Here is a 25,639-nt window from a genome sequence, read left to right as displayed (position 1 = left end):
CGTCCCTTGTTTACCAGCGTCGCTCAAAGCGGCGGCGGAGCAGTACGGCGATGGCGTTCATAGAGATCAGGAACACCAGTAGGATGATGATACCGCCCCAGGCACGTTCATAGAAGGCTGGGTCGGCGCGTTTGGCCCATTCGTAAATTTGGGCCGGCATGGCTGAGTTCGGCGACATCAGCCCTTCGGCGATGCTTTCCGGCGGGTTGGAGGCGATGAAGCCGACCATGCCGATCAGCAGCAAGGGTGCCGTTTCCCCAAGCGCTTGGGCCAACCCGATGATGGTCCCGGTCAGAATGCCGGGCGCGGCGAGGGGCAGCACATGGTGGAAGACCGACTGCATTTTCGAGGCCCCTACCCCGAGCGCCGCATCACGGATCGACGGCGGCACGGATTTTAGCGAAGCGCGGGTCGAGATGATGATGGTTGGCAGCGTCATTAGCGTCAGCACCAGACCCCCGACCAAGGGTGCGGAGTTTGGCAGGTGCATGTAGTTGATAAATACCGCAAGGCCCAAGATGCCAAAGACGATCGACGGGACCGCTGCGAGGTTGCTGATGTTCACCTCAATAATGTCGGTGATCCAATTTTTCGGGGCGAACTCCTCAAGATAGATCGAGGCCGCGACTCCGATGGGCAGTGCCAGCACAAGCACCACCAGCATCATTGCGAAAGAGCCGATCATCGCGACGCCCATACCTGCAGCTTCGGGCCGCGCGTCAGAGGCGTCGGCGCCAGTGATGAAGTCGAGGTTAAAGCGTTTCTCAATGCTTCCATCAGCTACCAAAATATCTACAAAATCAAGCTGTTCTGCGTTAATGCTCTTATCATTCGCGATGCTTTCACGGGTCACGCGGCCCTTGAGGTAGCCATCGACGCGGCTGTTGGTCAGGAACTCAAACTCAGCATCGCCACCGATCAGTTCAGGGTTCGCCAAAACATGATCGCGAAGCTGTGCGGCGGCATCTTTCGACAGGATGTCGGCCATGTCCTTAGACTTTAGCTGGATCTCAATCCCCGCCGCTTCGACTTTGTTTTCAAAGGCGGCTTTCAACAGGGGCGAATAGCCAAAGGTTGAGACCTTTTTGATGTCTTCCAGATCACGGTTACCGTTCTTGTCGAGCTTGTCCTCCAGAAGTGGCACTGAAAGCGTCACATAGGTCTGTTGGAACGCGCCAGTGCCGCGCGAGATGATGGTAAAGAGCAGCGTCAGCAGCATCAGCAAGCCGATGGTGATGGCCACGATACCATAGAGTTTGAAACGTCCCTCAGCGGCGTTGCGGCGTTTGGTGCGCCCGTCTTGCTTCAGCAAGGATGCACCGCGCGGGTCTGCAAAAGGGGCTGCGGGGTTGGGGATATCGCTCATTCGTACTGCTCCCGGTATTTGCGCACGATGTAGAGGGCCAGCACGTTCAGGCCCAAGGTCAGGACGAAGAGGGTCAGGCCAAGCGCAAAGGCCACCAGCGTTTCTGGGCTGGCGAAATCGCTGTCCCCGGTCAACTGGCTGACGATGCGGGTGGTGATGGTGGTCATGGCTTCCAATGGATTGCCCGAGATGCGGGCGATGGCCCCTGCCCCCAGCACGACGATCATCGTCTCACCGATGGCGCGGCTCGCGGCCAGCAAAACGGCTCCGACGATACCCGGCAAAGCGGCGGGTATCACAACTTGACGGATTGTCTCGGACTGTGTGGCACCCAAGCCGAAGGAGCCGTCGCGCAGCGACTGTGGCACCGCGTTGATGATGTCGTCCGACAAGGAGGAGACGAAGGGGATTAGCATGATCCCCATCACCAGGCCTGCGGTCAAAACCGACGTCGCCCCCGACATCCAGTCGACGCCAAGAAGCCCAGCGTCGCCGCGACCGAAGACGTTCACAAGGAACGGCCCTACGGTCAGCAACGCGAACAGACCATAGACGATGGTGGGGATACCGGCCAGGATTTCCAAAAGCGGCTTGGCCGTGGCGCGTACCTTGGGGCCTGCATATTCACTCAGGTAAATCGCCGCGAAAAGCCCGATAGGCACGGCGACCAGCAGCGCGATGAAAGAGATATAGAGCGTCCCCCAGAGCAGCGGCAGGATCGACAGGTCACTGTCACCGCGAAAGTTCGGCGCCCAAGAGGAGCCGAAGAAGAAGTCGGTCCATGGATGCAGGTTGAAGAAGTTGATCGTCTCAAACAGCATCGACAGCACGATGCCTACGGTGGTGAGGATCGCGAGGGAGGCCGCAAGGATCAGCAGTGCTTTGATGCCACCCTCGACCCGGTTGCGGGCGCGGAAGTCTTTATTGGTTTCGCGAAGCACCAACATCAGCGCAACTAGCGCGATCAAGGCCACAAGGATATTGCGCCAGAAATTGCCCGTCGCTGTCATCTCACGGTAAGCCTGGGCGGCCTCAAGCACTTCGGGGCTCACGTCTGCGCCGAGGGCGACCCCGCGTTCAGCAAGCCAAGCGCGTAGGTCGTCCGCAGCGGATAGGCCCGTAGCGTCATCCGCGCTGATCACCCCGGTAGAAACCGCCGCATCCAGCCCATCGGCCAGACGGCGCACATCACTCATGATCAGGTTAACAGAAGACCCTTCTGGCACCGCGCTGGCGGGGATCATGTCGACCACCGAAGATTGCACCAGCATCGGCTGCACCAGCAGCCAAATGCCCAGAACCAAAAGCGCAGGCACGGCCACGCTCATCAGCGCGTTATAACCGTAATAGCTGGGCAGCGAATGCAGATTGCGGCTGTCACCTTTGGCCGATGCCAATGCGCGCTTGCGGGCAAGGAAATAGCCACCCAAGGCCAGCGCTGCGATCAGCACCACCAGCGGCAGTACCGCGCCTGTTGTTAGAATTTGTCCCACATGTCCCCCGGTGGATCAAAAGGCAAAAAAACCGGGGGCAGCAGCCCGCCCCCGGTGTCGTCAGATTTGGGTTCAGGAACCGCCGCCCATCACGGTCTCATCGGACACTACGGCTTGAGTCTCGGCCAGCTCAGGATCGGAGACCAGACCGTACTCGGCCAGTGGGCCATCGGGGCCAGCAACTTCGTCCGCGACGAAGAACTCAGCGTATTCCTTCAGGCCGGGGATCACGCCGATATGGGCTTTCTTGACGTAGAAGAACAGCGGGCGCGACACGGGGTAGTCACCGGATGCAATGCTTTCGGTGGTCGGCTCGACGTCGCCCATGGTGGCAACCTGAAGCTTGTCTGTGTTGTTTTCATAGAAGGCCAGACCGAAGACGCCGATGCCGTCTTTGTTGCTTTCGATGCGCGCCAGCGTCTCGGTGTAGTCGCCGTCGATGTCGACCGACTTGCCGTCGGTGCGCAGGCTGATGCACTCTTTCTCAGCCGCCTTCTCGTCGCCGCCCGCAGCTTCGGCGAAAACTTCAAGATCGCCGGTTTCTTCACAGCCCGCGAGGATCACTTTTTCCTCGAACACTTCGCGCGTGCCGTGTTTGGTGCCGGGGATGAAGGCTTGGATCGGCTGCGCGGGGAAGTCGGGGCTGACCTGATCCCATGTGGTATAGGGGTTCTCGGTCACTTCGCCGTCGACGACAACTTTGGCGCTCAGAGCCTTGTACCAATCGGTCGGGGTGAAGGCGAAAGTCTCGCCGTTGATGTCGGAGGCGAAAACGATGCCGTCATAGCCGATGCGCACTTCGATGATGTCGGTCACGCCGTTCTCGGCACAGGCCGCCACTTCGGCGTCTTTGATCTGGCGCGAGGCGTTGGCCACATCGATGGTGTTCTCGCCCACGCCTTCGCAGAAACGTTTGAGGCCAGCCGAGGAACCGCCCGATTCCACGACCGGTGTCGGGAAGTCAAAGTTTTCGCCAAAGGCTTCGGCGACGATGGAGGCATAGGGCAGCACGGTCGAAGAACCGGCAACCTGCACTTGGTCACGCGCGGCAGCAGCAGTTGCGGATACGGCGGCAATCGCCAAGGCGGAAGTGGTGAGTTTTGCGAGTGACATGATATCTCCTGTCAGATGCGAATTGGTGACCACCCCATGGTGATCTGCGCCCCGTTTATGAAGGCGATGCTGTGCTTTTGTGACAGCAACGTTACAGTTTCATGACAGTCGGCCTGAATCACCAAATTTCTAAAAAAATCAGGCGGAATTCGTTTTTATCGGCAATATCACGCGGAATTCAGCGCCCTGACCGGGGGTGCTGGTAACTTTGAGCCGCCCGCGGTGGCGATTCATGATGTGCTTTACGATGGCCAGACCCAGCCCTGTGCCGCCAAGTGCGCGGCTGCGATGGCTATCGACACGGTAGAACCGTTCGGTGAGACGCGGCAGGTGGATCGCGTCAATGCCGGGGCCGTGGTCCCTGACGCTGATATGTACCGCCGGGCCGCGCATCGCCGGGTCATGGGCCGTGCTTTTAACCGAAATCTCGACCCTGTTGTCGCGCCCGCCGTATTTGATCGCGTTCTCGATAAGATTGGTAAAGACCTGTACCAATTGGTCCGCATCCCCCAGCACAAGCGCCGGGGCATCGCCCAATGTCGGCGCCAATGTCACGTTGCTATCGTCTGCCAAAGGCGCGAGGTTGCGCAGGGTGCCGCGGAGCACATCACGCAGGTCAATCGGCGCCTCGGGGCGCACGCGCTCTTCAGCCTCGACCCGGCTGAGGGACAGCAACTCTCCCACCAATCGGTTCATCCGCTCCGCTTCCTGCGCCATGATTCCTAAGAACCGCTCGCGCGCCGCCGTGTCGTCGCGTGCCGGGCCTTGTAGCGTCTCAATAAACCCGATCAGTGCGGTTAGCGGGGTGCGCAACTCATGGCTCACATTCGCCACGAAATCGCGGCGCATCTGGCCTGCCTGCGCCATCTCCGTCACGTCATTGAAGCTTAGCAGAACAATCCCGTGATCGCCCACCGGGCGCAGGCTGACGTCATAGGTGGTGCCATGTTCGCCGCCGACGCTGGTGAAACGCGCTTGGCTCGGGCCGTCTCCGGCAAGGCACCGCTCCACCGCTTCAACCAGCCCCGGTTGACGCAGCGCGGTCACGAAATGGCGGCCAACAAGCCCTTTGCCCAGCAGGTCTTCGGCAGGGACATTCAGAACGGTAATCCGCTCCTCGGCGTTGATTGCGACGCTTGGCAGCGGCAAGGCCGCCACGACATCTGTCAAGGTAACGGCAGTGGTCGCCATGTCAGAGCGGTTCAAGATCGCGGCGAAAGCGCGCGGCGTTTTCGGCGTAGTGTTTGGCGCTCGCGGTTAGCCGCTGGATCGCCTGCGCATCGAGCTCCCGTACCACCTTACCCGGCACACCCATAACGAGCGACCCATCGGGGATCACCTTGTTTTCGGTAATCAACGCCCCTGCCCCAATCAGGCAGTTCTTGCCGATCTTGGCCCCATTGAGCACCGTGGCACCCATGCCGATCAAGGAGTTGTCGCCAATGGTGCACCCGTGCAGCATGACCTTATGACCGATGGTGCAATCTTCGCCCACGGTCAGTGGATAGCCCATATCGGTGTGAAAGACGCAGTTCTCCTGCACATTGCTGCCGCGCCCCACGGTGATCATCTCATTGTCGCCACGCAGGGTGCTGCCGAACCAGACAGAGGCTTCGGGGCCGAGCGTCACCTTGCCGATGACATTGGCGTCAGGCGCGACCCATGCATCGGGAGAGACATCGGGGCGGGCGTCGGCAAGGGCGTAAAGGGTCATTTCAAATCCTCAAATTCAGATTGCAGACGGCGGACGTGATCCTTGATGGCGGGCTGTTGGCTCAGCCGCAGCCGCGCGGCGGTGATGATGGATTTCAGCCGCGCCTCGGTCTGGTCGAGATCGTCGTTGACCAGCACGAAGTCATAGCCATCCCAGTGGCTGATCTCATCCCAGCTTTTGCCCATGCGCTTGGCAATGGTCTCGGCATCGTCCTGCCCCCGGCTTTCCAAACGGCGCTTCAACTCGGTGATCGAGGGCGGCAGAAGGAAAATCGACAGCGTGTGCGTGTTCAGGTCAGAGTTACGGATCTGCTGGGCGCCCTGCCAGTCGATGTCGAAAAGGATGTCCTGCCCCTGATCAATCGCCGCCTGCACCGGCGCTTTGGGGGAGCCATAGAAGTTGCCGAAGACATGTGCATGTTCCAGCATTTCGCCCTCAGCCACGGCCTGACGGAAATCCTCTTCGCCGACGAAACGGTAATCCTTGCCGTCCTCCTCGCCCGGGCGGGGCGCGCGGGTGGTGGCGGAGACCGAGAAATTGATCGTCGGATCCCATGCGCGCAGGGCGCGGGCCATGGTCGATTTGCCCGCCCCGGAGGGGGAACTGAGGATGATCAGAAGGCCGCGTCGGCTTGGCTTTGTCACGTCTTACTCCACATTTTGCACTTGTTCGCGCATTTGGTCGATCACCGCCTTCAAGGCCAGACCGACAGTCGTTAGTTCCGTGCTCTGCGCCTTCGCACAGAGCGTGTTGGCTTCGCGGTTGAACTCCTGCATCAGGAAATCCAGCTTGCGCCCCACCGGCCCGCCCTGCCCGATCAACGCGCGCGCGGCGGCGATATGGGCAGCAAGGCGGTCGATCTCTTCGGTGACATCGGCTTTGACCGCGATCAAGGCCAGCTCTTGGGCCACCCGGTCGGCATCCGCGCCTTCGCTGTTGTCCATCACCCGCGCGAGGTTGCGGCGGAGGTTGGCGGCGGCGTCTTCTTTTCGCGCATCGGCCAATGCTGCGGCTTTGGCGGCAAGGGTCTCTACTTCGTTCAACTGGTCCTGCATCACGTCCGCCAAGGCAGCACCTTCTTGGCGGCGCATGGCGTTGAAGTCTTCCAAGACCGCAGGGAATTCTGCCAACAAGACCTCGCGCAGCGCATCAATGTCCTGCGCCTGATCGGACTGCTCCAACGCGCCGCGCATGGTCAAAATGTCACTGGCCCGCGAGGGTGCGAGCGAGACACCGGCATCCATCGCGCGGGTTTCGATTTCTTGCAGCGCCGCGAGCAACGTGTCGACCTGTGCAGTGTTGACCTGTAGCGTACCGTCATTCTCGGCTGAAGCTATGCGCAGGTTACAGGTGATATTGCCCCGCGCCACCTCTGCCGTCACCTGCTTGCGCAGGGCGACTTCCAGCCCCTCCACCCAATCAGGAACGCGCAGGCGTAGGTCGAGCCCTTTACCATTAACCCCGCGCAGCTCCCAAGACCAACTCCAGCCCTCCAAAGCGCCGGAGGCAGAGGCGAAACCTGTCATGGACCTGATCATCGGTGCGTTCCTTGCAAGGGCGGTCATGTCCTGCCTTACGGTGAAACCCCCGCGCGGGGCAAGCCCCCGGACCGACACGATGCCCGATCTGCGCCCGATCTGCCTCCCGCGCCGTTAACCATTCCAGCGAAAGCCTGACGCGCTTCCTTTCTGCCTGCAGTATTAATGATTTGGTAATGTCTCTGGCTACATGATGCGCTGTCGTTTCAAGAAAGCGGCAGCTGTACTGGCCAAGTCCTTTAGGTAGAGTTTTATGGGCCATACAGACCACACCGCGCAGAATGTTGTCGCCATGTCAGATCATCGGACGCATGTTGGCTATGGCCCGCTGGCGCAGGTCGAAGCCTATTGGGAATCCTTGCGTGGCAGCAGATTGATGCCGCGACGGTCTGATATTGATCCGCGAGGGATCGAATCCGCGTTGGAGTATGCCTTTATCCTCGAACGCGTTGCGGTTGGCGTGGCGCGATTGCGCATTGCGGGGGGGCATCTACGCGACCTTATGGGGATGGAGGTGCGCGGCATGCCAATCACCGCCTTCTTTGCCACGCAATCGCGCCCCCGGGTCTCCGAGGTGTTAGAGGAAGTCTTTCAGATGCCCGGTCAGACAAACCTGCATCTAATCGCCCCTGCTGCCCATGGCCGCCCCGCCTTGGCCGGGCGGATTTTGCTGCTGCCTTTGGAAAGCGATCTGGGTGATGTAAGCCGCGTGCTTGGCTGTTTGGTGGTGCAAGGTGATATCGGCCAAACGCCACGCCGGTTTGATTTGGCTCAAGAGAAGCGGCACAGCGTCTTGGGCGGAGCGACCCGACCTTTGCGATACGCCGCCCCATTTCAACAGCCGTCTTTGCCAAGAGAGACTGGATTTGCTGAGGGGAAAGCTAATTTCACCCCTGCCACGACGGGACATATTCCGGCCTATCTGCGATTGGTGAAGTCCAAGCAGGAATAGCGCGACAGTCGTTCGGGCGTAAAAACGCCGCCCAACATCAAGCGGGGCGGCGTTTACCATGATATAGTCAGGCTAAGACCGCGCCTGTTATCCAGCCGCGCGTGTCGCCTGCGCCGAGCGGCGGTTCGACAGTTCTTCGGCCACCAAAAACGCCAGTTCCAGCGATTGGCTGGCGTTCAGGCGCGGATCGCAGGCCGTGTGATAACGGTCTGACAGGTCTTCGTCGCTGACCGCCCGCACACCGCCGGTGCATTCGGTCACGTCTTGGCCGGTCATCTCGAAATGCACACCACCGGGGACAGAGCCTTCGGCGTTATGCACGGCAAAGAACTCATGCACTTCGCGCAGTACGGAATCAAAGGGCCGGGTCTTGTAGCCGGTCGAGGATTTGATCGTATTGCCGTGCATCGCGTCACAGGTCCAAACGACATTCGCGCCCTCTTCCTGCACGGTTTTGATGAGACGCGGCAGGTGATCGCCCACCTGCCCCGCACCAAAGCGCGAGATCAGGGTCAAACGGCCCTCTTCGTTGTCGGGATTCAGCTTGGCCATCAATTGCTTGAGGTCATCGCTGGTCATGGAGGGGCCGCATTTCAGGCCGATGGGGTTTTGCACACCGCTGGCGAATTCCACATGCGCGCCGTCCGGCTGCCGCGTGCGGTCACCGATCCAGATCATATGGCCCGAGCCCGCCAGCCATTTGCCGGTCTGGCTGTCCCGACGGCAAAGCGCTTCTTCATACTCCAGCAGCAGGGATTCGTGGCTGGTGTAGAATTCCACCGATTGCAGCGTATGCGCGGTTTCGGCGGTCACGCCAGCGGCGGCCATGAAATCCAGCGTGTCAGAGATGCGGTTCGCGATCTCGCGGTATTTCTCGGCCTTTTCGTCATCGGTGAAGCCCAGCGTCCAGCCGTGGACTTGATGCACATCGGCATAGCCCCCGGTTGAGAAGGCACGCAACAGGTTCAGCGTGGCGGCGGCCTGTGTGTAGGCGCGCAGCATCTTTTGCGGGTCGGGAATGCGCGACTCGGCGGTGAAGGCCAGATCGTTGATAATATCACCGCGGTAGCTGGGCAGTTCCACGCCATCAACCGTCTCGGTCGGGGCCGAACGCGGTTTGGCGAATTGCCCCGCCATACGGCCCAGCTTGATCACCGGCACTTTGGCGCCATGGGTCAACACGATGGCCATCTGCAACATCACTTTGAATGTGTCGCGAATGGCGTCCGAGCTGAACTGCTCAAAGCTCTCGGCACAGTCGCCGCCCTGCAAGAGGAAGGCTTCGCCACGGCCAGCGGCGGCCAGATGTTTCTTCAGCCGGCGTGCTTCGCCCGCAAAAACGAGGACCGGATAGCGTGCCAGCTGTGCCTCAACCGCCTGCAACGCGGCTTGGTCAGGGTAATCGGGCATCTGGACGCGCGGTTTGCTGCGCCAGCTTGAGGTGCTCCAGTCTGTCATCTTTCTACTCCGCTCCACAGCGCCGAGTGTCGGCGCTTCGTGATCTTTCTCTATACAAAGGTGCGGGGAAAGTGACCAGAACCGAAATGCGCCCTATTGACGTTGCGACAGGGCCGTGGGCAATGTTTTCGGCAAGTTCTGGCGGCCATGGCACATACCGCCCGAGACGACCTGAGTAGAAAGACGCCGAGATGTCCCAATCGCGCCCGGCCACCCGCATGCCCCCCCAAACCGACAAGCCGCGGCGTTTCGTCTTTGTGCTTTTGGAGAATTTTACGTTGCTGAGCTTCGCCTCGGCTGTGGAATGTCTGCGCATCGCGAACCGTATGCTCGACCAAAAGGCCTATGAATGGCAGGTTGTGGGCGAGACGGGTGAAACATGCGTGAGTTCTTCTGGTGCGGTCTTTGCGCTCGATGGCGGGCTAGAGGAATTAGGCCGCGACGACACGATTGTTATTTGTGGTGGCCTCGATGTGCAGGCGGCGACCACGAAGAAGCTGTTAGCGTGGTTGCGCCGTGAGGCCCGCAAAGGGCTGGTTGTTGGCGGGCTATGTACGGCGGCGCATACGCTGGCCAAGGCCGGGCTGCTGGACGGCAAGCGCGCCACGATCCACTGGGAAAACCAAGACAGCTTTGGCGAGGAGTTCGAAGAGGTTGTGCTGACGAAATCGGTCTTTGTGGTGGACGGCAACCGGCTGACCACAGCGGGCGGCACCTCTTCGCTGGACTTGATGCTGAAACTCATCGCCGATGATCACGGCGAAGAAACAGCCAACGCCGTGGCGGATCAACTGATTTATTCCTCGATCCGCACCGACCAAGACACGCAGCGCCTGTCGGTGCCCACCCGAATCGGTGTGCGCCATCCCAAACTCAGCCAAGTCATTCAACAGATGGAGCGTAACATCGAAGAGCCGATCAGCCCGTCGATCCTTGCGCGTGACGTGGGCATGTCGACCCGCCAGTTAGAGCGGTTGTTCCGGCGCTATCTCAACCGCAGTCCGAAACGATATTACATGGAACTGCGGCTGCAAAAGGCCCGCAACTTGTTGATGCAGACGGATATGAGCGTGATCAATGTGGCGCTGGCCTGTGGTTTCGCCTCGCCCTCACATTTTTCCAAATGCTACCGTGCGCATTACCAGACCACCCCTTACCGGGAACGGGGCAGCCAATCGTCGCGGCAGCCGGCGTAAAGCCTAGGGCGTGATCCGGTAAACGGTGCCTTTGGTTTCAGAGATGAACCAGATGCCCCCCTCTGGGCCTTCAACCACGTCGCGCACGCGGGCGGTTTCCTCGGTTTTGATCTGCTGCACCTCTTCCAGCGGGTCACCACTCAGCCGGGCGATATAGTCGAACTTGAGCGAGCCTACGAAGATATCACCTTTCCATTCTGGGAATTGCGCGCCGTAGTAGACCATAAGACCCGCGGGCGCGATGGAGGGATCCCAGTAGAATTCGGGCTGCTCCATGCCCTCTTTTTCAGACCCTTCACCGATCTTCGCGCCTGAGTAATGCTCCCCGTAGGAAATCACCGGCCAGCCATAGTTCGCGCCTTTGGTGATGCGGTTCACTTCGTCACCGCCCTTGGCCCCGTGTTCAGACACCCAAAGCCGCCCTTCCAGATCAAGCCCCGCGCCTTGCGGGTTGCGGTGGCCGTAGGACCAGATTTCGGGCAGCACATCGGGCATGTCCAGAAATGGGTTGTCGTCGGGGATCGAGCCGTCGCGGTTTACCCGGATGATGCTGCCGTTATGGGTGCTGCGGTCTTGTGCGGCGGGTCGGTCGCCGCGTTCGCCAATGGTCACCAGAAGCGTGCCATCCGGTGCCTCAACCACGCGCGAGCCGAAATGCTGCCCGCCGTTGCTGCCGGGTTTCATGGCAAAAAGCTCGGTCAGGGTCTCCAGACTGCGGGCATCTTCCGACAGGCGCGCGCTGGCCAAAGCGGTGCCCGCGCCGCCGCCTTCTTGGGGTTTGGCATAGGTCAAGAACAACAGGCGGCTCTGCGCGAAATCCTCGGCCAGGGTGATATCCAACAGACCGCCCTGCCCGACCACGGCCACCTCGGGCAGGCCCGATACCTCATGCCGTGCGCCGTCTTTTTGGTAGATCAGCCGCCCGGCTTTCTCGGTGACCAACAGCCCGCCGCCGGGCATGGGGGCGATGCCCCAAGGCGCCTCTAGACCTTCGGCCATAGGGGTGATCGTCAGGCTGCTCTGGGCGCTCACCGCGCCTGCGGCGCAGAGGCTGCTAAGGCCGATGAAAGTGGCGGTCGCGAATTGTTTGGCGGATGTCATGGGCAGGCTCCTTTGGGCATGGGGGCTTGGATCAAGACATAGCCAGCAAGCGGCCCATTTCCAGCATTCCACTCGGCACACGCGAAAAGCCGCCCGCGCAGACCACTTGATAAATCGCCTTTTCTTTTTCGAAATCACGACCTAACGTTCGATCAGAACGAGAGTTCAACTAAGGGAGAGTACCAAATGAAAAAAATATTGATGGCCACAACGGCTGTTGCTTTGCTCGCCACAGGCGCGCAGGCAGAAGACACAAAAATCGGCATTCTGCTGGGCTTCACCGGCCCGCTGGAATCGCTGGCCAATGACATGGCAGCCGGTGCTGAACTGGCGATTGCCGAAGTCAACGAGAGCGGCATGTTCCTCGATGGCGCGACCGTATCGTCCGAGCGTGGCGACACCGGCTGCATCGACGCGGGCCTTGCCGTGGCATCCGCAGAGCGTCTGATCACCTCTGACCGCGTCAGCGGCATCGTTGGCGGCATGTGCTCGGGCGAGACCACCGCTTCGCTGCAAAACGTTGCCATTCCGAACGGCATCGTGATGATCTCGCCTTCCGCGACATCTCCGGCCCTGTCGACTGTCGAAGACAACGGCCTGTTCTTCCGCACCTCGCCATCTGACGCCCGTCAGGGTCAAGTCATGGCCGACATCCTGAACGACCGTGGCATCACCGAAGTCGCCGTGACCTATACCAACAACGACTATGGTAAAGGTTTGGCCGACAGCTTTGAATCCGCTTTCAAAGAATCCGGCGGTACGGTCACAATCAACACCTCGCATGAAGACGGCAAAGCGGATTATTCCGCCGAAGTCGGCGCGCTGGCCTCTGCCGGTGGTGAAGTGCTGATCGTTGCGGGCTACGTCGACCAAGGCGGCGCGGGTATCGTGAACGGTGCGCTTGACGCAGGCGCGTTCGACACATTCATGTTCCCCGACGGCATGGTTTCCGACACGCTGGAAGAGAAATTCGCCGAAAGCGCGGATGGCTCCTTTGGCCAGAACCCAAGTGCCGCTGGCGAAGGCCCGGACAACTACAAAAAGATGGGCGAAGAGGCCGGTTTCGAGCCAACAAACGCCTTCTCTCCTGAATCCTATGACGCTGCGGCTTTGATGCTGCTGGCGATGCAGGCCGCGGGCTCCAACGATCCTGCTGCCTACAAAGAAAAGGTGATGGAAGTCGCCAACGCACCAGGTGAGAAAATTCTGCCGGGTGAGCTTGGCAAAGCTTTGCAGATCATCAAAGACGGCGGTGATGTCGACTATGTCGGTGCCTCTGCTGTTGAGCTGATCGGACCGGGCGAAAGCGCGGGCAGCTACCGCGAGATCGAGATGAAAGACGGCAAGATGGTTACAATTGGCTACCGCTGATTTACCTCTTGTTTGAAACGTCCAAAGGGGCCCGGTCGCATCGCGATCGGGCCTTTTGCATAGTAAATCGCCTTTTCTTCCGCGAAGGCAGCCTCTACAAATCCAATAGCGAGAACGTGGGAAACATGTTCCGACTGGGAGGACAGGATGAATAAGCATTTGATGGCCGTGCCGGTCAGGGCTTCGCGCATGGGAGATGCCGAGGCTAAATTCGGCAGCGGCGCACAAGCTGCCTTTATTGAGGCACAGGGCCGCTTTCTTCGTAAAATGGCCGCACCGGTCCCTTTCAAGAATCGCAGCAGACTGTAAACAAGTAAGGTGGCCCGTCTTTTTGGGGCGGCCAGCCGCGTTACGACCAATAAAAACCAGCCACAAAGGTGGCGGACACGGGGATGGACATATGATCGTCGTAGACGACTTACACAAACATTTCGGCGGCTTTCACGCCGTGGACGGGGCCAGCCTGTCTATTGAGAAGGGATCGATCACCGGTTTGATCGGCCCCAATGGCGCGGGTAAGACCACGCTGTTCAACGTCATTGCTGGCGTGCTTCAGCCCACGTCGGGCCGGGTGACCATGGACGGTGAAGACATCACCGGCCTGCCGCCGCATGAGCTGTTTCACAAGGGGTTGCTGCGCACCTTCCAGATCGCGCATGAGTTTTCATCGATGTCCTGCCGCGAGAACCTGATGATGGTCCCCGGCGATCAATCGGGTGAGACGCTGTGGAACACATGGTTCGGCACCAAGCGCATCGCCAATGAGGAACGCGCGCTCAAGGCCAAGGCCGATGAGGTGCTGGAATTCCTCACCATCGAACATCTGGCCGAGCAAAAGGCCGGTCAGATTTCGGGCGGTCAGAAAAAGCTGCTGGAACTGGGCCGCACCATGATGGTGGATGCTAAGATCGTCTTTCTTGATGAGGTCGGCGCGGGCGTGAACCGCACGCTGCTCAATACCATCGGTGACGCGATCATCCGGCTGAACAAAGAACGCAATTACACATTCGTCGTCATCGAGCATGACATGGATTTCATCGGCCGCCTTTGCGACCCGGTGATCTGCATGGCCGAGGGCCACGTGCTGGCCGAAGGCACGCTCGATGAGATCAAGGCGAACGAGCAGGTGATCGAGGCCTATCTCGGCACCGGCCTGAAGAACAAGGACAAGGTAGGCGCATGAGCAATGAACCCTACGGCGACCGCGGCAACAAAGACTGGTCGGTCGGCAACGCAAAGGGCCAAGGCAGCATCATGCCCAAGGCCAGCGGCAAAACCCACCCCGCCCCCGGCGGCCCCTTTCTGATCGGCGACAGCATGACTGCGGGCTATGGCAATGGCCCCGACATTTTGCACGACTGCACCATCGCGGTGGACCGCGGCGAGATCGCCGTGATCGTCGGCCCCAACGGCGCAGGCAAATCCACGGGCATGAAGGCGGTCTTTGGCATGCTCGACATGCGCAAGGGCCATGTCCGGCTAGATGGTGAGGATATCACCGGCCTCAGCCCGCAAGACCGGGTGGCCAAGGGCATGGGCTTTGTGCCCCAGACCAGCAACATCTTCACCTCCATGACGGTCGAAGAGAACCTTGAGATGGGCGCCTTCATCCGCCGCGATGATTTCCGCGATACGATGGCGCAGGTCTATGACCTGTTTCCGATCCTCAAGGAAAAGCGCAATCAGGCGGCGGGCGAGTTGTCGGGCGGTCAACGTCAGCAGGTCGCCGTGGGCCGGGCGCTGATGACCCAGCCTAAAGTCCTGATGCTCGACGAGCCGACCGCGGGCGTGAGCCCGATCGTCATGGACGAATTGTTCGACCGGATTATCGAGGTTGCCCGCACCGGCATCCCGATCCTGATGGTCGAACAAAACGCCCGTCAGGCGCTTGAGATCGCGGACAAAGGCTATGTGCTTGTGCAGGGGGCAAACGCCTTTACCGGCACCGGCAAAGAGCTTCTGGCCGATCCTGAAGTCCGCAAATCGTTTCTGGGGGGCTGAACATGGATCTGCTCAACGCATTTATTGCACTTTCGAACTATGTCCTCATTCCGGGCATTGCTTATGGCTCGCAGCTCGCACTCGGCGCGCTTGGCGTGACTTTGGTCTACGGCATCCTGCGTTTCTCAAACTTCGCACATGGCGACACCATGGCCATGGGGACGATGGCGACGATCCTTGTCACATGGCTGTTCCAGTCAATGGGGCTGAGCCTTGGCTTCTTGCCCACAGCACTGCTCGCCCTGCCCTTCGGCATCGGCTTTGCCATTCTGCTACTGTTGGGGACCGATAGGGTCGTCTATAAATTCTACCGCGAGCAAAAGGCCAAGCCGGTGATTTTGGTGATCGTCTCCCTCGGGGTGACGTTTATCTATAACGGCATCACGCGGTTCATTATTGGCGCGGACGATCAGAACTTCCTTGATGGGGAGCGGTTCATCATGTCGGCGCGGGACTTTAAGGCGCTGACGGGTTTGAAAGAAGGTCTGGCCTTCAAAACCACCCAAGGCATCACCATCGTCACCGCGATCATCGTTGTCGCGTTGCTGTTTTGGTTCCTCAACAAGACCCGCGCGGGCAAATCCATGCGTGCCTATTCGGACAACGAAGATCTGGCGCTGCTGTCGGGTATCAATCCTGAGCGTGTGGTGATGATCACTTGGATGATCGTCGCCGCGCTCGCGACCATCGCAGGCACGCTTTACGGGCTAGATAAGTCTTTCAAACCATTCACGTACTTCCAGCTTTTGCTGCCGATCTTTGCTGCGGCGATCGTGGGCGGCCTTGGCAGCCCGGTGGGGGCCATTGCGGGTGGATTCGTCATCGCCTTTAGCGAGGTGACGATCACCTACGCGTGGAAAAAGGTGCTGGGCTACGTCATGCCCGAAGGGCTGGAGCCTGACGGCTTGGTCCAGCTTATGAGCACGGATTATAAATTTGCGGTCAGCTTCGTCATTCTTCTGATCGTTCTGCTGATCAAGCCCACCGGCCTGTTCAAGGGGAAATCGGTATGACCCAGACTGTGAAAAACACCATCCTTTTCGCGATCATCGCTCTGATGATCATCTACACGGGCTTTGCACAAAGCTGGAACTCGGCGCTCTTGATCGTCGCTATGGGTCTGATCTCGTCGATCATGGCGCTTGGGGTGAACCTCCAATGGGGCTTCGCGGGGCTCTTTAACGTCGGCATCATGGGCTTTGTGGCGCTCGGCGGTCTGGCGGCGGTGCTGGTTTCAATGCCCCCGACCGAGGGCGCATGGACCACGGGCGGCTTTGCTATAATCGGTGCGCTTTTGTTAGGAGCGGGCACGGTCGTTGCTGCGGTCATGCTGATGAAGCGTATGGCACCGGGTATCGCCCGTACCCTCGCGGTTATCGCGGTGCTTGTTGTCGGTTTTTTCGTTTTCCGGGCACTGCTTGACCCCGCGGTCGAAGCAGTCGAGGCAATCAACCCTGCGCAAAGCGGCTACCTCGGTGGTTTGGGACTGCCGGTCCTGATTTCTTGGCCCGTGGGTGGTCTCTTTGCCGCTGGCGCCGCATGGCTTATCGGCAAGACAGCTCTGGGCTTGCGCTCGGATTATCTGGCGATTGCCACATTGGGCATTGCCGAGATCATCATCGCGGTACTGAAAAATGAAGATTGGATGAGCCGGGGCGTCAAGAACGTCATTGGCCTGCCGCGCCCGGTGCCCTATGAGATCGACCTCCAAAACAGCGCCTCGTTTGTCGAGCGCGCTGCCGGTTTCGGGTTCGACCCGGTAGAGGCGTCGACGCTTTGGGTGAAACTGCTCTATATCGCTCTTTTTGCCGTGGTTTTGCTAATTCTCCTGTGGATGAGCCAACGTGCGCTCCATTCGCCTTGGGGGCGCATGCTCCGCGCGATCCGTGATAACGAAGTCGCCGCCGAAGCGATGGGCAAAGATGTCACCGCGCGGCATTTGCAGGTCTTCATCCTTGGCTCTGCCATCTGCGGTATTGCTGGTGCGATGATGACAACGATGGACAGCCAGCTCACGCCCGGCACCTACCAGCCGCTGCGCTTTACCTTCCTGATCTGGGTCATGGTGATCGTCGGCGGGTCGGGCAACAACTTCGGCGCGATTTTGGGCGGATTCCTGATTTGGTTCCTTTGGGTGCAGGTTGAACCGATGGGCCTTTGGCTGATGAACCTCATCACGGCTGGCATGTCCGAAGGTTCTGCTCTAAAGGCCCATCTGATTGAGAGTGCTGCTCATATGCGTCTACTGACGATGGGAATTGTGCTGCTGTTGGTGCTGCGCTTCAGCCCGCGTGGGTTGATCCCCGAGCGGTAAACGCGGTGGTTTTTCCAAGCCACAAAAAAGGGGCGCGGTCGCAATACCGCGCCCCTTTTATTTTGTCTTCCCTTGCCTTAGCGACCTTTGAACAGCCCGCCCAAAATGCCGCGCACAATCCGGCGGCCTGTGGTGCCTTTTAACTCCTTGATTACGGCGCTGGCGATGGCATCCCCGAAACCATCCGATGATTTTCGAGCCGACCTGCTGCTGCTACGCGCGCCGCCATAGCGCCGAGCCTTCTGGAATTCCCGCGCAGCTTCGTCCTCGGCTTCTGCGGCGGCCTCAATCTTTTCCGCTTCCTTGGCGGCCGCCTCGGCACGGGTTTTGAGCATCTCATAGGCCGACTCGCGGTCTTTCAAAGTTTCGTATTTCCCGGCAAGATCAGAGCCCGCCATGACCGCCGCACGCTGACCCACAGAAATAGGGCCAAGTTGCGATGACGGCGGGCGGATCAGCGTTTGTTCGACCACACCGGGCACGCCTTTGCGTTGCAGCATCGAGGTTATCGCTTCGCCCACGCCAACCTCGCGGATCGCCTCTTCGGTGTCGAAACGCGGGTTCTCGCGGTAGGTCTCGGCGGCTTGGCGAAGCTCCTTGCGGTCCCGTGCGGTAAAGGCGCGCAGCGCGTGTTGGATACGGTTGCCAAGCTGGCCCAGAATATCATCAGGCACGTCTGCGGGGTTCTGGGTCACGAAGTAGACGCCGACCCCCTTGGAGCGGATCAGCCGCGCCACCTGTTCCACCTTATCCACCAACGCCTTGGGCGCATCATCAAACAGCAGATGGGCCTCGTCAAAGAAGAATACCAGCTTGGGTTTGTCGGGGTCGCCCAATTCGGGCAGTTCCTCAAAAAGTTCGGACATCAGCCATAGCAGGAACGTCGCGTAGAGCTTCGGCGAGGCCATGAGCTTGTCTGCGGCTAGGATGTTGATCCGTCCGCGCCCATCCGCATCGCAGCGCATCAAATCAGACAGCGCCAATGCCGGTTCGCCGAACAACTGTGCGCCGCCTTGATTTTCCAAGACCAGCAAGCGTCGCTGGATCGTGCCGACCGAAGCGGTTGAGACATTGCCATAGCGCAGCGCCAAGTCTTTCGCATTCTCCCCAACCCACACCAGCAGCGCTTGCAGGTCTTTGAGGTCCAAAAGCGGCATGCCCTCTTCATCTGCGACGCGGAAGGCGATGTTCAAAATACCCTCCTGCGCCTCGCTGAGGCTTAGAAGCTGCGCGATCAGCAGCGGTCCCATCTCGGAAACGGTGGTGCGGACTGGGTGGCCCTGCTCTCCGAAGAGATCCCAAAAGGTCACTGGAAACGACTGGTAGATATAATCGTCAAAGCCGATCTTGGCGGCGCGTTCGGTGAAGGGTACGTGCAGTTTCGCAGCGTCACTGCCCGCCATGGCAAGGCCCGAGAGGTCACCTTTCACATCCGATAGGAACACCGGCACGCCTGCATTCGCGAACCCTTCAGCAAGGATTTGCAGCGTTACCGTCTTGCCCGTCCCGGTGGCCCCGGCAATCAGTCCGTGGCGGTTTGCATAGCCGAGGTCGAGAAATTGCTTGGTCGCATAGTCGGGACCGCCGCCGCCGATAAAGATGTCACTGCTCACGCTGGGGCCTTTCTGTCAATTTTAGCCATTCGTCCGTTCCACTAGAGCATACAAACTTAACCTTTGCGCGCCATAGTGAAGGCACCCCGCCCGCATGTCCTTCTTTCGGGTGGGTGTACTTCCTCCCTGTTAGACTTGGCCGCGCCCTCGGGTGCGGCCCTTTTTCTACCATAGGCTGTTGCTTCCTCCATGACAGATTGTCGCATTTTTACTGTTGACCGGCATCACGCGCTTGCCTAACGTGGCATTAATAAGTCGGCCCAGTCCGACGGGGAGAAAGTACACGGAAGGGGGCGCGTTGCGTCCCCTTTTGCGTTTACAGCGGCTAAGTCTCTGACATTGCGGAAAATTCGCGGGACATTGGGTCGGCATGAAATTGCCCGATCCATGATTGAAATGCGGCTATGACCACTGACAATCGCGGGGCGGCATGGTAAGGGGCGGTAACGCAACTAATGTGGATATGACATGAGCAAGTTTATGACCGCCCTGCCGCTATGTGCAGCGCTTGCACTGACGGCCCCAATGACCGCTTTCGCCCAGACCGCAACGCCGGACACGGCCGCGGAAGAAAACAGCGCACCGAGCGAAGAGCAGGCACCGCAGGCCGGCACCAGCGGCAATGCCTCTCAGATCGAAGAGCAGCTGAGCCTTGGTGAAGACGCGGACAAAGACCCCGAATTGGGCAAGCCCTACACCAAGAAAGAGATTGGCTCCTGGGAGATGCGCTGCATCAAGACCGAAGAAGAGGTCGACCCTTGTCAGATGTACCAACTGCTTGCCGATGGTGAAGGCGCGCCAGTTGCCGAAGTCTCGCTTTTCCGTCTGCCCGATGGTGGTCAAGCCAAAGCCGGTGCCACGGTTGTTGTCCCGCTTGAGACCGCCCTGCCCGCACAGCTGACCCTGTCGGTCGACGGTGGCAAAGCCCGCCGCTATCCCTATGCTTTCTGCAACCCGGTGGGCTGCTATGTGCGGATGGGTCTGACAGATGCCGATATCGGCGCCTTCAAGCGCGGCAAAGAAGCGGTCTTGACCATCGTGCCCGCATTGGCCCCCGATCAAGAGGTCAAGTTGACACTCTCGCTCGACGGTTTCACCGCTGGCTACGACGAAGTGTCGGTGATCGAGCAGTAAGACCTGCTTAAACTTACGAATTTTGATGCCGCTCCCTGACGGGGGCGGCATTTTTCGTCCGGCGTTAGGATGGATCAGGTGCGGCGCAGGGCCAGAACGGCGTTCATCCCACCAAAGGCAAAGGCATTGCTCAGCGCCACATCGACCCGCGCATCCCGTGCCTCATTCGGCACCACGTCGAGGGCGCACTCCGGATCGGGTTCTTCATAGCCGATGGTGGGCGCGATCACCCCGTCCCGCAGCGCCATGATGCAGGCCAAAAGCTCAACCGCACCGGTGCCGCCGATCACATGGCCGTGCATCGATTTGGTCGATGAGATCATTAACTGATCCGCGTGAGTGCCAAACACATCCGCGACCGCCGCACATTCGGTCTTGTCGTTCGCCGCCGTCCCGGTGCCATGAGCGTTGATATAGCCGACCTCTTCGCGATTGATCCCCGCATCGGCCAGCGCCCCCTGCATGGCCCGTGCGGCCCCGGCCTTAGAAGGCATGACGATGTCGCTGGCATCCGAAGTCATGGCGAAACCTGCAACCTCGCAAAGGATTTCGGCCCCCCGTGCCCGCGCGTGGTCATAGTCTTCAAAGACAAAGACCCCCGCGCCCTCGCCCTGCACCATCCCGTTGCGGTTGGCCGAGAAAGGCCTGCAAGCATCGCGGCTCATCACGCGCAGCCCTTCCCACGCTTTCACGCCGCCGAAGCATAGCATCGACTCCGATCCGCCCGTCACCATAACCGGGCTCATGCCAGAGCGGACCATGGCGAAGGCCTGCGCCATGGCGTGATTGGACGATGCGCAGGCGGTAGAGACGGTGAAGGACGGGCCGCGTAGGTTCCATTCCATGCTGACATGGCTGGCGGCGGCGTTGTTCATCAGTTTGGGCACCACGAAGGGATGCACCCGGTTTTTGCCCTCTTCATAGACCGCGCGGTAGTTGTCGTCCCACGTAGACACACCACCGCCCGCCGTGCCCAGCACCACCCCGGCGCGGGCGGCCAACTCATCGGTAAAGGTCAGCCCCGATTGCTCAATCGCTTCGCGTGCGGCGGCGAGGGTGAATTGGGTGAAACGGTCGTAAAGCGCGATCTGCTGGCGGTTGTAGCGCCCTTCGGCCTCAAACCCGCGCACCTGCCCGCCAATGCGAATAGCCAGCCGCTCCACATCGCGGAACTCAAGCGGGCCGATGCCGCATTTACCCTCGCGCATCGCGGCGAGCGTCTCTGGCACCGACAGGCCCAGAGCGTTGATCGTGCCGGCGCCGGTGATGACAACTCTCTTCATGTGCTTAGCTCTGTTCGGCCTTTAGCCGTTCCACCCCGGCGACAATGCTGCGTACTGTCGAGATGTCGAAATCGCTTTCGCTGGGGCTGTTGGCATTGAAGGGCACGTTGATGTCGAATGTCTCTTCTATGGCGAAGATGCATTCGACAACCCCCATGCTGTCGATGCCCAGATCCTCCAGCGTGTTGTCGAGCGTGACATCCTCCGGTTCAATCATGGCCTGTTCGGCGAGGATGGTAATGACCTGATCTTGAGTGCTCATGGCTGCGTCCCTCAACAATGTCCGCGGCAGGTTTAGTCAGCCTTGTCGGTTTTGGAAACCACCTTTTGCAAAGCCGCGACATCACGCAGCAGCTTGGGCAAGCGGCGCAGCGATTTGTAGATTTCGGTTTGCTTGCTCATCTGCGTGGCGGGGTAGCCCAGCATGGTTCGGCCCTCGGGCACGTTAGACAGAACAATGGTCCCGCCGCCCGCGATTACCCGGTCGCCAATGGTGATATTGTCGGCCAGACCGACCTGCCCGCCGAGAACCACATTGTCGCCCACGCGGGTGGAGCCGCCAACGCCTGCCTGCCCGCAGAGCAGGCAGTTTTTGCCAATCACCGCGTTGTGGCCGATATGCACGAGATTGTCGATTTTCGTGCCGTCGCCGACCTGCGTGTCCCGAATGGTGCCGTTGTCGATGGTAGAGCCCATGCCCATTTCCACATCTGCGCCGATGGTCACGGCGCCGAGCGAATGAATACGGGTCCAAGGTTGCGGTGCCGCGTCGCCCTGATCGCCCAAGGTTTGCCGCGCGCTTTCCACGGTAGAAAGCTCAGCCGTCACGAAAGAGAAACCGTCGCCGCCCAAGCGCACGCCGGACTGCGCAATGAAGCGTGGCCCGATGGTGACGCGCGCGCCGATGCTGACGTGTTCACGAAGGAAAGAGCCCTCGCCCAGTGATGCATCAACGCCGACAAAGCACAGCGGTCCGATCACGCTTCCTGCCCCTATCATCGCCCCGGCAGAGATCACCGCCAGCGGGCCGACCGAGACGCCATCACCCAAAGTGGCATCGGGATCGATCACGGCTGTAGGATGGATGCCCGGTTTGAACCCCTGCCCCTTGTCGAGCAACCGCGTCACGCCAGAGAGCGCATAGCGCGGACGGTTGGGCAGGATCGCGGCCTTCAGCCCCAGTGCCCGCCAATCAGCCCCCTCCCAAAGCATTGCCACTTCGGCGGCCCCATCGGAGAGGCTGCTGGCATAGCGCGGGTCCATCGCCAGCGCCATCTCGCCGCGTTGGGCGCTGGCCGGTTCGGCAACGCCGCGGACCTTGAGTGCGATGTCGCCCTCGGCGCTGGCGCCGACGGCCTTGGCGATTTGCTGAACACTATAGGTCATTTCGGGCGGCCCTTACTTGTTGCGCGCCCGAGAGTTACCCCTGAACGCCGCGCAAGGCCACCCCCGCCTTGGCAAGTGCCTTCCAGATCAGCGCATCCCGGCCATAAACGTCATCGCGGTATTCGGTGTGGCCGCGGGCGTTGGTCACAGCGGTGCGGTAGATCAGATGCACGGGAACCTGCTCATCCAGCACGATGCGGGTCTCGCGGCCACTGCGCAGAATGGCTTGGAACTCGCCTTCGGGATCCGCAGACTGCGGAGCCATCAACGCATAGGCAAATTCAAACGGTTCGGCCAAACGGACACAGCCATGGCTGAAGGCGCGAACGTCGCGGTCAAACAGGCTCTTGGCTGGGGTGTCATGCAGGTAGATGTTGTACTTATTCGGGAACATAAATTTCACCAGACCCAAAGCGTTGGTATTGCTGGGCGGCTGGCGCATGGCAAAGGGGAAGGTCCGCGCGGTGTATCTGTTAAAGTTGACCGCGCCTCGGTTTACTTTGCGGCCCCGGCTGTCTGTGATTTCGATATGGCCCACTGCGTAGGGGTTGCGCTTGAGCTGTGGCAGGTATTCCCCAACAATGATTGAGCGCGGCACATACCAACTTGGGTTCACGACCATATGCTCCATCACGTCTGAGAATTCGGGCGTCGGTCGGTCCTCGCGTGCGGCGCCGACGACAGAGCGGGTTTGGAACGTGGTTTTCCCATCGTCGATGATCTTTGCCGAAAAGTCAGGGATGTTGACAAGGACGTGACGTTTGCCCCGATCGGTGTTGAACCAACGCTCCCGTTCCAGCGCGACCATGACCGACTGGAGCCGTTGTTCTACGCCGATGTTGATCTGCTTCATCGTCGTAGCACCGGCCACACCATCGGTGTTCAGCCCATGCGCTTCTTGGAATTGGCGGACGGCATCGGTGAGGCTGGCGTCATAGCCCACGGCATTGGAACGTTTCAGGTAGCCCATCGCGATCAAACGATTGCGCAGTGCAATGACATCGTTGCCTGTATCGCCCGGCTCAAGCTTTCCTGCGGGCACGGCTGGCCCCCAACCGCCCTGCGACAACAGTTTTTCCATCACAATTTTTTCTTTGAGCAACGCGTTATACTCAAGACTGCGGGGGGGCAGCGCGCGGAAGAAAGCGGCAGGAGAAGCTTTCGGCAGATCTTGCAGATAGGTCTTGCGGTCACGATAGGGGATTTCGCGCACGATCTGGCTGATAATGCGCTTGGGGATCAATACGCCGGTTTGCACGTCCCGGGCATAGCGCAGAAACACACGGCTCAGCTCTACCTCGGCGAAACCACGGTCGCGCGGGGATTGTGCATTGCGCAGCATTTCCAAGATGGCGTCGGGGTTATAGCGGGTGACGGGCAGCCCGTGGTTATCTGCGAGAGAGATCGCGCGCAGCAATTCGGAACGCCGGGCGCGATGTTCGTCGGCCGAACCTGTCCAGATCGCGGTATAATCATTCTCACGGTAAAAGGCTGCGATGTCATCGTCTTGGGCTGCGGCTTCGGCGACCGCTTGTTTAAATGCAGTGACCTGCGCCCCCACGGGTGCCGCCAAAACCAGCGCCGCGATCATTAGGGCCAGCCCCGCAATTAGATTGGGCAATTGCCGTGAAAAGGTCGCGCTGAATGCCATGTTGTTCCCCGTTAGTATACCGCTGCCGCCGAGCGACTTTAATCTCAGTTTGGTCTGCCAATATTAACGCGCGCAAGTCCATTCAAATTTCCGTTCATCGGAAAATCAGGTTCCCGAATGTGCGTATCGCGCATCGCTTTTCCCTGAGAACCTTGGGGATTTTAATCGCTTTGCGCAAAAAGTTGCCTAAATTTGATGCGCTCGGGAACCTTTCCGATTCAGGCCTTGGTCAGATTTTCCCGCTATGCAATAACAATGTTGCATCTGGGGATGAGATGAATGGCCCATGTAACATCTTGGGTAACTTAGGCAGACAACGGGACAGAGACACATGACAGGCAAAAGCTCCTCGGGGATGACCCGACGCGCCCTCTTGGGTGCATTCGCAGCAACCACTGTTGCAGCAGCCCCCACCTTCTCCAACGCGGCAGGTTTTTTGCGTGGCGCCGGCGATATCCGACGCATCCGTATGTATTCTGGCCGGACGGGTGAGCGACTGGACATGATCTATTGGATCGAAGGTCACTATATCAAAGACGCTTTTGCCGAGATCAACCACTTCATGCGCGATTGGCGGACAGATGACGTCATGAACATGGACCTGCGCACCGTGGACATCATGGCCGCGTCGCATAACCTGTTGGACGTGAACGAGCCCTATATGCTTTTGTCCGGTTACCGCAGCCCCAAAACGAACGCTATGCTGCGCTCCCGCTCAAGCGGTGTGGCCAAGAATTCGCTGCACCTCAAAGGTCAGGCCGCTGATCTGCGTCTTGCATCGCGTTCTGTGCATCAGGTTGCTCGTGCCGCGATTGCCTGCAGCGGTGGCGGTGTTGGGCGCTACTCCGGTTCCAACTTTACCCATATGGATTGTGGCGCGGTCCGGAGCTGGGGCGGCTGATCGCAGCACCGGCTGCCAGACGACTGATTTAATTAGGGCGCCTTCGGGTGCCTT

25 protein-coding genes are annotated in these 25,639 nt (G+C 59.8%); 11 read left to right on the top strand and 14 right to left on the bottom strand.

Annotated elements, in window-relative coordinates:
• Nucleotides 1-10 precede the first annotated feature (10 nt).
• The 7 genes from pstA to ACSQ16_RS11270 form a co-directional block, all read right to left on the bottom strand.
• Nucleotides 11-1,366: a phosphate ABC transporter permease PstA gene (gene pstA, locus ACSQ16_RS11300; protein ID WP_243260495.1), complete on the bottom strand. Its 1,356-nt coding sequence runs from the start codon at nt 1,364-1,366 to the stop codon at nt 11-13.
• Nucleotides 1,363-2,859 carry a phosphate ABC transporter permease subunit PstC gene (pstC, locus tag ACSQ16_RS11295; RefSeq protein WP_243260496.1) on the bottom strand — a complete coding sequence of 499 codons (1,497 nt, stop codon included), beginning with the start codon at nt 2,857-2,859 and terminating at the stop codon, nt 1,363-1,365. Before pstC ends, pstA begins: the two co-directional genes overlap by 4 nt.
• A gap of 72 nt (nt 2,860-2,931) precedes the next feature.
• Nucleotides 2,932-3,972, bottom strand: coding sequence for a substrate-binding domain-containing protein (locus ACSQ16_RS11290; RefSeq protein ID WP_243260497.1), 1,041 nt, complete (start codon nt 3,970-3,972; stop codon nt 2,932-2,934).
• A 138-nt stretch (nt 3,973-4,110) separates the two neighbouring features.
• Nucleotides 4,111-5,163 carry a sensor histidine kinase gene (locus ACSQ16_RS11285; RefSeq protein WP_243260498.1) on the bottom strand — a complete coding sequence of 351 codons (1,053 nt, stop codon included), beginning with the start codon at nt 5,161-5,163 and terminating at the stop codon, nt 4,111-4,113.
• Between the two features lies 1 nt (nt 5,164).
• Nucleotides 5,165-5,686 (bottom strand): gamma carbonic anhydrase family protein, encoded by a 522-nt coding sequence (locus ACSQ16_RS11280; protein WP_243260499.1) that lies wholly within the window; start codon nt 5,684-5,686, stop codon nt 5,165-5,167.
• Nucleotides 5,683-6,261, bottom strand: coding sequence for a guanylate kinase (gene gmk / locus ACSQ16_RS11275; RefSeq protein WP_243263167.1), 579 nt, complete (start codon nt 6,259-6,261; stop codon nt 5,683-5,685). Before gmk ends, ACSQ16_RS11280 begins: the two co-directional genes overlap by 4 nt.
• A 72-nt stretch (nt 6,262-6,333) precedes the next feature.
• On the bottom strand, nt 6,334-7,224 hold the full coding sequence (locus ACSQ16_RS11270; protein ID WP_243260500.1) for a YicC/YloC family endoribonuclease: 891 nt from the start codon (nt 7,222-7,224) through the stop codon (nt 6,334-6,336).
• On the opposite strand from ACSQ16_RS11270, the gene ACSQ16_RS11265 reads away from it, so the two are divergent.
• Nucleotides 7,211-7,342, top strand: coding sequence for a hypothetical protein (locus ACSQ16_RS11265; protein ID WP_276521330.1), 132 nt, complete (start codon nt 7,211-7,213; stop codon nt 7,340-7,342). The genes ACSQ16_RS11270 and ACSQ16_RS11265 overlap by 14 nt on opposite strands.
• A gap of 135 nt (nt 7,343-7,477) precedes the next feature.
• Nucleotides 7,478-8,176 carry a PAS domain-containing protein gene (locus tag ACSQ16_RS11260; RefSeq protein ID WP_243260501.1) on the top strand — a complete coding sequence of 233 codons (699 nt, stop codon included), beginning with the start codon at nt 7,478-7,480 and terminating at the stop codon, nt 8,174-8,176.
• Nucleotides 8,177-8,263: 87 nt separating this feature from the next.
• On the opposite strand, the gene ACSQ16_RS11255 is transcribed toward ACSQ16_RS11260, so the two are convergent.
• Nucleotides 8,264-9,634 (bottom strand): class II 3-deoxy-7-phosphoheptulonate synthase, encoded by a 1,371-nt coding sequence (locus ACSQ16_RS11255; protein WP_093926189.1) that lies wholly within the window; start codon nt 9,632-9,634, stop codon nt 8,264-8,266.
• Between the two features lie 191 nt (nt 9,635-9,825).
• On the opposite strand from ACSQ16_RS11255, the gene ACSQ16_RS11250 reads away from it, so the two are divergent.
• Nucleotides 9,826-10,830: a GlxA family transcriptional regulator gene (locus ACSQ16_RS11250; RefSeq protein ID WP_093926188.1), complete on the top strand. Its 1,005-nt coding sequence runs from the start codon at nt 9,826-9,828 to the stop codon at nt 10,828-10,830.
• Between the two features lie 3 nt (nt 10,831-10,833).
• On the opposite strand, the gene ACSQ16_RS11245 is transcribed toward ACSQ16_RS11250, so the two are convergent.
• Nucleotides 10,834-11,931, bottom strand: a complete 1,098-nt coding sequence (locus ACSQ16_RS11245) for a PQQ-dependent sugar dehydrogenase (RefSeq protein ID WP_435988491.1) — start codon at nt 11,929-11,931, stop codon at nt 10,834-10,836.
• A gap of 186 nt (nt 11,932-12,117) precedes the next feature.
• On the opposite strand from ACSQ16_RS11245, the gene ACSQ16_RS11240 reads away from it, so the two are divergent.
• From ACSQ16_RS11240 to ACSQ16_RS11215, 6 genes are all read left to right on the top strand, one after another.
• The gene (locus ACSQ16_RS11240; protein ID WP_093926186.1) at nt 12,118-13,302 is read left to right on the top strand and encodes an ABC transporter substrate-binding protein; all 1,185 of its coding nucleotides are present in this window, start codon (nt 12,118-12,120) and stop codon (nt 13,300-13,302) included.
• A gap of 147 nt (nt 13,303-13,449) precedes the next feature.
• On the top strand, nt 13,450-13,611 hold the full coding sequence (locus tag ACSQ16_RS11235; protein ID WP_243260504.1) for a hypothetical protein: 162 nt from the start codon (nt 13,450-13,452) through the stop codon (nt 13,609-13,611).
• Nucleotides 13,612-13,702: 91 nt separating this feature from the next.
• On the top strand, nt 13,703-14,485 hold the full coding sequence (locus ACSQ16_RS11230; RefSeq protein WP_243260505.1) for an ABC transporter ATP-binding protein: 783 nt from the start codon (nt 13,703-13,705) through the stop codon (nt 14,483-14,485).
• The gene (locus ACSQ16_RS11225; RefSeq protein WP_243260507.1) at nt 14,482-15,303 is read left to right on the top strand and encodes an ABC transporter ATP-binding protein; all 822 of its coding nucleotides are present in this window, start codon (nt 14,482-14,484) and stop codon (nt 15,301-15,303) included. Before ACSQ16_RS11230 ends, ACSQ16_RS11225 begins: the two co-directional genes overlap by 4 nt.
• A 2-nt stretch (nt 15,304-15,305) precedes the next feature.
• Nucleotides 15,306-16,316, top strand: a complete 1,011-nt coding sequence (locus ACSQ16_RS11220; protein WP_243260508.1) for a branched-chain amino acid ABC transporter permease — start codon at nt 15,306-15,308, stop codon at nt 16,314-16,316.
• On the top strand, nt 16,313-17,617 hold the full coding sequence (locus ACSQ16_RS11215) for a branched-chain amino acid ABC transporter permease (RefSeq protein ID WP_243260509.1): 1,305 nt from the start codon (nt 16,313-16,315) through the stop codon (nt 17,615-17,617). Before ACSQ16_RS11220 ends, ACSQ16_RS11215 begins: the two co-directional genes overlap by 4 nt.
• Before the next feature lie 77 nt (nt 17,618-17,694).
• Here the strand turns inward: ACSQ16_RS11215 and ACSQ16_RS11210 are convergent, their stop codons facing one another.
• The gene (locus tag ACSQ16_RS11210) at nt 17,695-19,230 is read right to left on the bottom strand and encodes a helicase HerA-like domain-containing protein (RefSeq protein WP_243260510.1); all 1,536 of its coding nucleotides are present in this window, start codon (nt 19,228-19,230) and stop codon (nt 17,695-17,697) included.
• Between the two features lie 468 nt (nt 19,231-19,698).
• Between ACSQ16_RS11210 and ACSQ16_RS11205 the strand changes: the two genes are divergently transcribed.
• Nucleotides 19,699-20,364, top strand: coding sequence for an invasion associated locus B family protein (locus ACSQ16_RS11205; RefSeq protein ID WP_243260511.1), 666 nt, complete (start codon nt 19,699-19,701; stop codon nt 20,362-20,364).
• A 74-nt stretch (nt 20,365-20,438) separates the two neighbouring features.
• On the opposite strand, the gene ACSQ16_RS11200 is transcribed toward ACSQ16_RS11205, so the two are convergent.
• Genes ACSQ16_RS11200 through ACSQ16_RS11185 form a run of 4 tightly spaced genes read right to left on the bottom strand, consistent with a single transcriptional unit; the run spans nt 20,439 to nt 24,684 of the window.
• Nucleotides 20,439-21,647 carry a beta-ketoacyl-[acyl-carrier-protein] synthase family protein gene (locus ACSQ16_RS11200; RefSeq protein ID WP_243260513.1) on the bottom strand — a complete coding sequence of 403 codons (1,209 nt, stop codon included), beginning with the start codon at nt 21,645-21,647 and terminating at the stop codon, nt 20,439-20,441.
• A gap of 4 nt (nt 21,648-21,651) precedes the next feature.
• On the bottom strand, nt 21,652-21,909 hold the full coding sequence (locus ACSQ16_RS11195; protein ID WP_243260514.1) for an acyl carrier protein: 258 nt from the start codon (nt 21,907-21,909) through the stop codon (nt 21,652-21,654).
• Between the two features lie 32 nt (nt 21,910-21,941).
• Nucleotides 21,942-23,033, bottom strand: coding sequence for a UDP-3-O-(3-hydroxymyristoyl)glucosamine N-acyltransferase (gene lpxD, locus ACSQ16_RS11190; RefSeq protein WP_243260515.1), 1,092 nt, complete (start codon nt 23,031-23,033; stop codon nt 21,942-21,944).
• A 34-nt stretch (nt 23,034-23,067) separates the two neighbouring features.
• The gene (locus tag ACSQ16_RS11185) at nt 23,068-24,684 is read right to left on the bottom strand and encodes a L,D-transpeptidase family protein (protein ID WP_394805078.1); all 1,617 of its coding nucleotides are present in this window, start codon (nt 24,682-24,684) and stop codon (nt 23,068-23,070) included.
• Nucleotides 24,685-25,015: 331 nt separating this feature from the next.
• Here ACSQ16_RS11185 and ACSQ16_RS11180 point away from each other — a divergent pair, with 331 nt between their 5' ends.
• Nucleotides 25,016-25,585: a YcbK family protein gene (locus tag ACSQ16_RS11180; protein WP_093926175.1), complete on the top strand. Its 570-nt coding sequence runs from the start codon at nt 25,016-25,018 to the stop codon at nt 25,583-25,585.
• Nucleotides 25,586-25,639: the final 54 nt, after the last annotated feature.

The sequence above is a fragment of the Sulfitobacter sp. SH24 genome, assembly GCF_965641895.1.
Classification (GTDB): Bacteria; Pseudomonadota; Alphaproteobacteria; order Rhodobacterales; family Rhodobacteraceae; genus Sulfitobacter; species Sulfitobacter dubius.
This window is presented reverse-complemented; position numbering and strand designations above follow the sequence as displayed.

Excerpts from the sequence above, each read along its gene's own strand:
- ACSQ16_RS11250 (WP_093926188.1), top strand. The coding sequence starts at position 9,826 with ATGTCCCAATCGCGCCCGGCCACCCGCATGCCCCCCCAAACCGACAAG.
- ACSQ16_RS11240 (WP_093926186.1), top strand. The coding sequence starts at position 12,118 with ATGAAAAAAATATTGATGGCCACAACGGCTGTTGCTTTGCTCGCCACA.
- lpxD (WP_243260515.1), bottom strand. The coding sequence starts at position 23,033 with ATGACCTATAGTGTTCAGCAAATCGCCAAGGCCGTCGGCGCCAGCGCC.
- ACSQ16_RS11260 (WP_243260501.1), top strand. The coding sequence starts at position 7,478 with ATGGGCCATACAGACCACACCGCGCAGAATGTTGTCGCCATGTCAGAT.
- ACSQ16_RS11215 (WP_243260509.1), top strand. The coding sequence starts at position 16,313 with ATGACCCAGACTGTGAAAAACACCATCCTTTTCGCGATCATCGCTCTG.
- ACSQ16_RS11245 (WP_435988491.1), bottom strand. The coding sequence starts at position 11,931 with ATGACATCCGCCAAACAATTCGCGACCGCCACTTTCATCGGCCTTAGC.
- ACSQ16_RS11270 (WP_243260500.1), bottom strand. The coding sequence starts at position 7,224 with ATGATCAGGTCCATGACAGGTTTCGCCTCTGCCTCCGGCGCTTTGGAG.
- ACSQ16_RS11235 (WP_243260504.1), top strand. The coding sequence starts at position 13,450 with ATGAATAAGCATTTGATGGCCGTGCCGGTCAGGGCTTCGCGCATGGGA.
- ACSQ16_RS11230 (WP_243260505.1), top strand. The coding sequence starts at position 13,703 with ATGATCGTCGTAGACGACTTACACAAACATTTCGGCGGCTTTCACGCC.
- ACSQ16_RS11290 (WP_243260497.1), bottom strand. The coding sequence starts at position 3,972 with ATGTCACTCGCAAAACTCACCACTTCCGCCTTGGCGATTGCCGCCGTA.
- ACSQ16_RS11205 (WP_243260511.1), top strand. The coding sequence starts at position 19,699 with ATGAGCAAGTTTATGACCGCCCTGCCGCTATGTGCAGCGCTTGCACTG.
- ACSQ16_RS11195 (WP_243260514.1), bottom strand. The coding sequence starts at position 21,909 with ATGAGCACTCAAGATCAGGTCATTACCATCCTCGCCGAACAGGCCATG.
- gmk (WP_243263167.1), bottom strand. The coding sequence starts at position 6,261 with ATGGCCCGCGCCCTGCGCGCATGGGATCCGACGATCAATTTCTCGGTC.
- pstA (WP_243260495.1), bottom strand. The coding sequence starts at position 1,366 with ATGAGCGATATCCCCAACCCCGCAGCCCCTTTTGCAGACCCGCGCGGT.
- ACSQ16_RS11200 (WP_243260513.1), bottom strand. The coding sequence starts at position 21,647 with ATGAAGAGAGTTGTCATCACCGGCGCCGGCACGATCAACGCTCTGGGC.
- ACSQ16_RS11280 (WP_243260499.1), bottom strand. The coding sequence starts at position 5,686 with ATGACCCTTTACGCCCTTGCCGACGCCCGCCCCGATGTCTCTCCCGAT.
- ACSQ16_RS11220 (WP_243260508.1), top strand. The coding sequence starts at position 15,306 with ATGGATCTGCTCAACGCATTTATTGCACTTTCGAACTATGTCCTCATT.
- ACSQ16_RS11180 (WP_093926175.1), top strand. The coding sequence starts at position 25,016 with ATGACAGGCAAAAGCTCCTCGGGGATGACCCGACGCGCCCTCTTGGGT.
- ACSQ16_RS11265 (WP_276521330.1), top strand. The coding sequence starts at position 7,211 with ATGGACCTGATCATCGGTGCGTTCCTTGCAAGGGCGGTCATGTCCTGC.
- ACSQ16_RS11255 (WP_093926189.1), bottom strand. The coding sequence starts at position 9,634 with ATGACAGACTGGAGCACCTCAAGCTGGCGCAGCAAACCGCGCGTCCAG.
- ACSQ16_RS11285 (WP_243260498.1), bottom strand. The coding sequence starts at position 5,163 with ATGGCGACCACTGCCGTTACCTTGACAGATGTCGTGGCGGCCTTGCCG.
- ACSQ16_RS11185 (WP_394805078.1), bottom strand. The coding sequence starts at position 24,684 with ATGGCATTCAGCGCGACCTTTTCACGGCAATTGCCCAATCTAATTGCG.
- ACSQ16_RS11225 (WP_243260507.1), top strand. The coding sequence starts at position 14,482 with ATGAGCAATGAACCCTACGGCGACCGCGGCAACAAAGACTGGTCGGTC.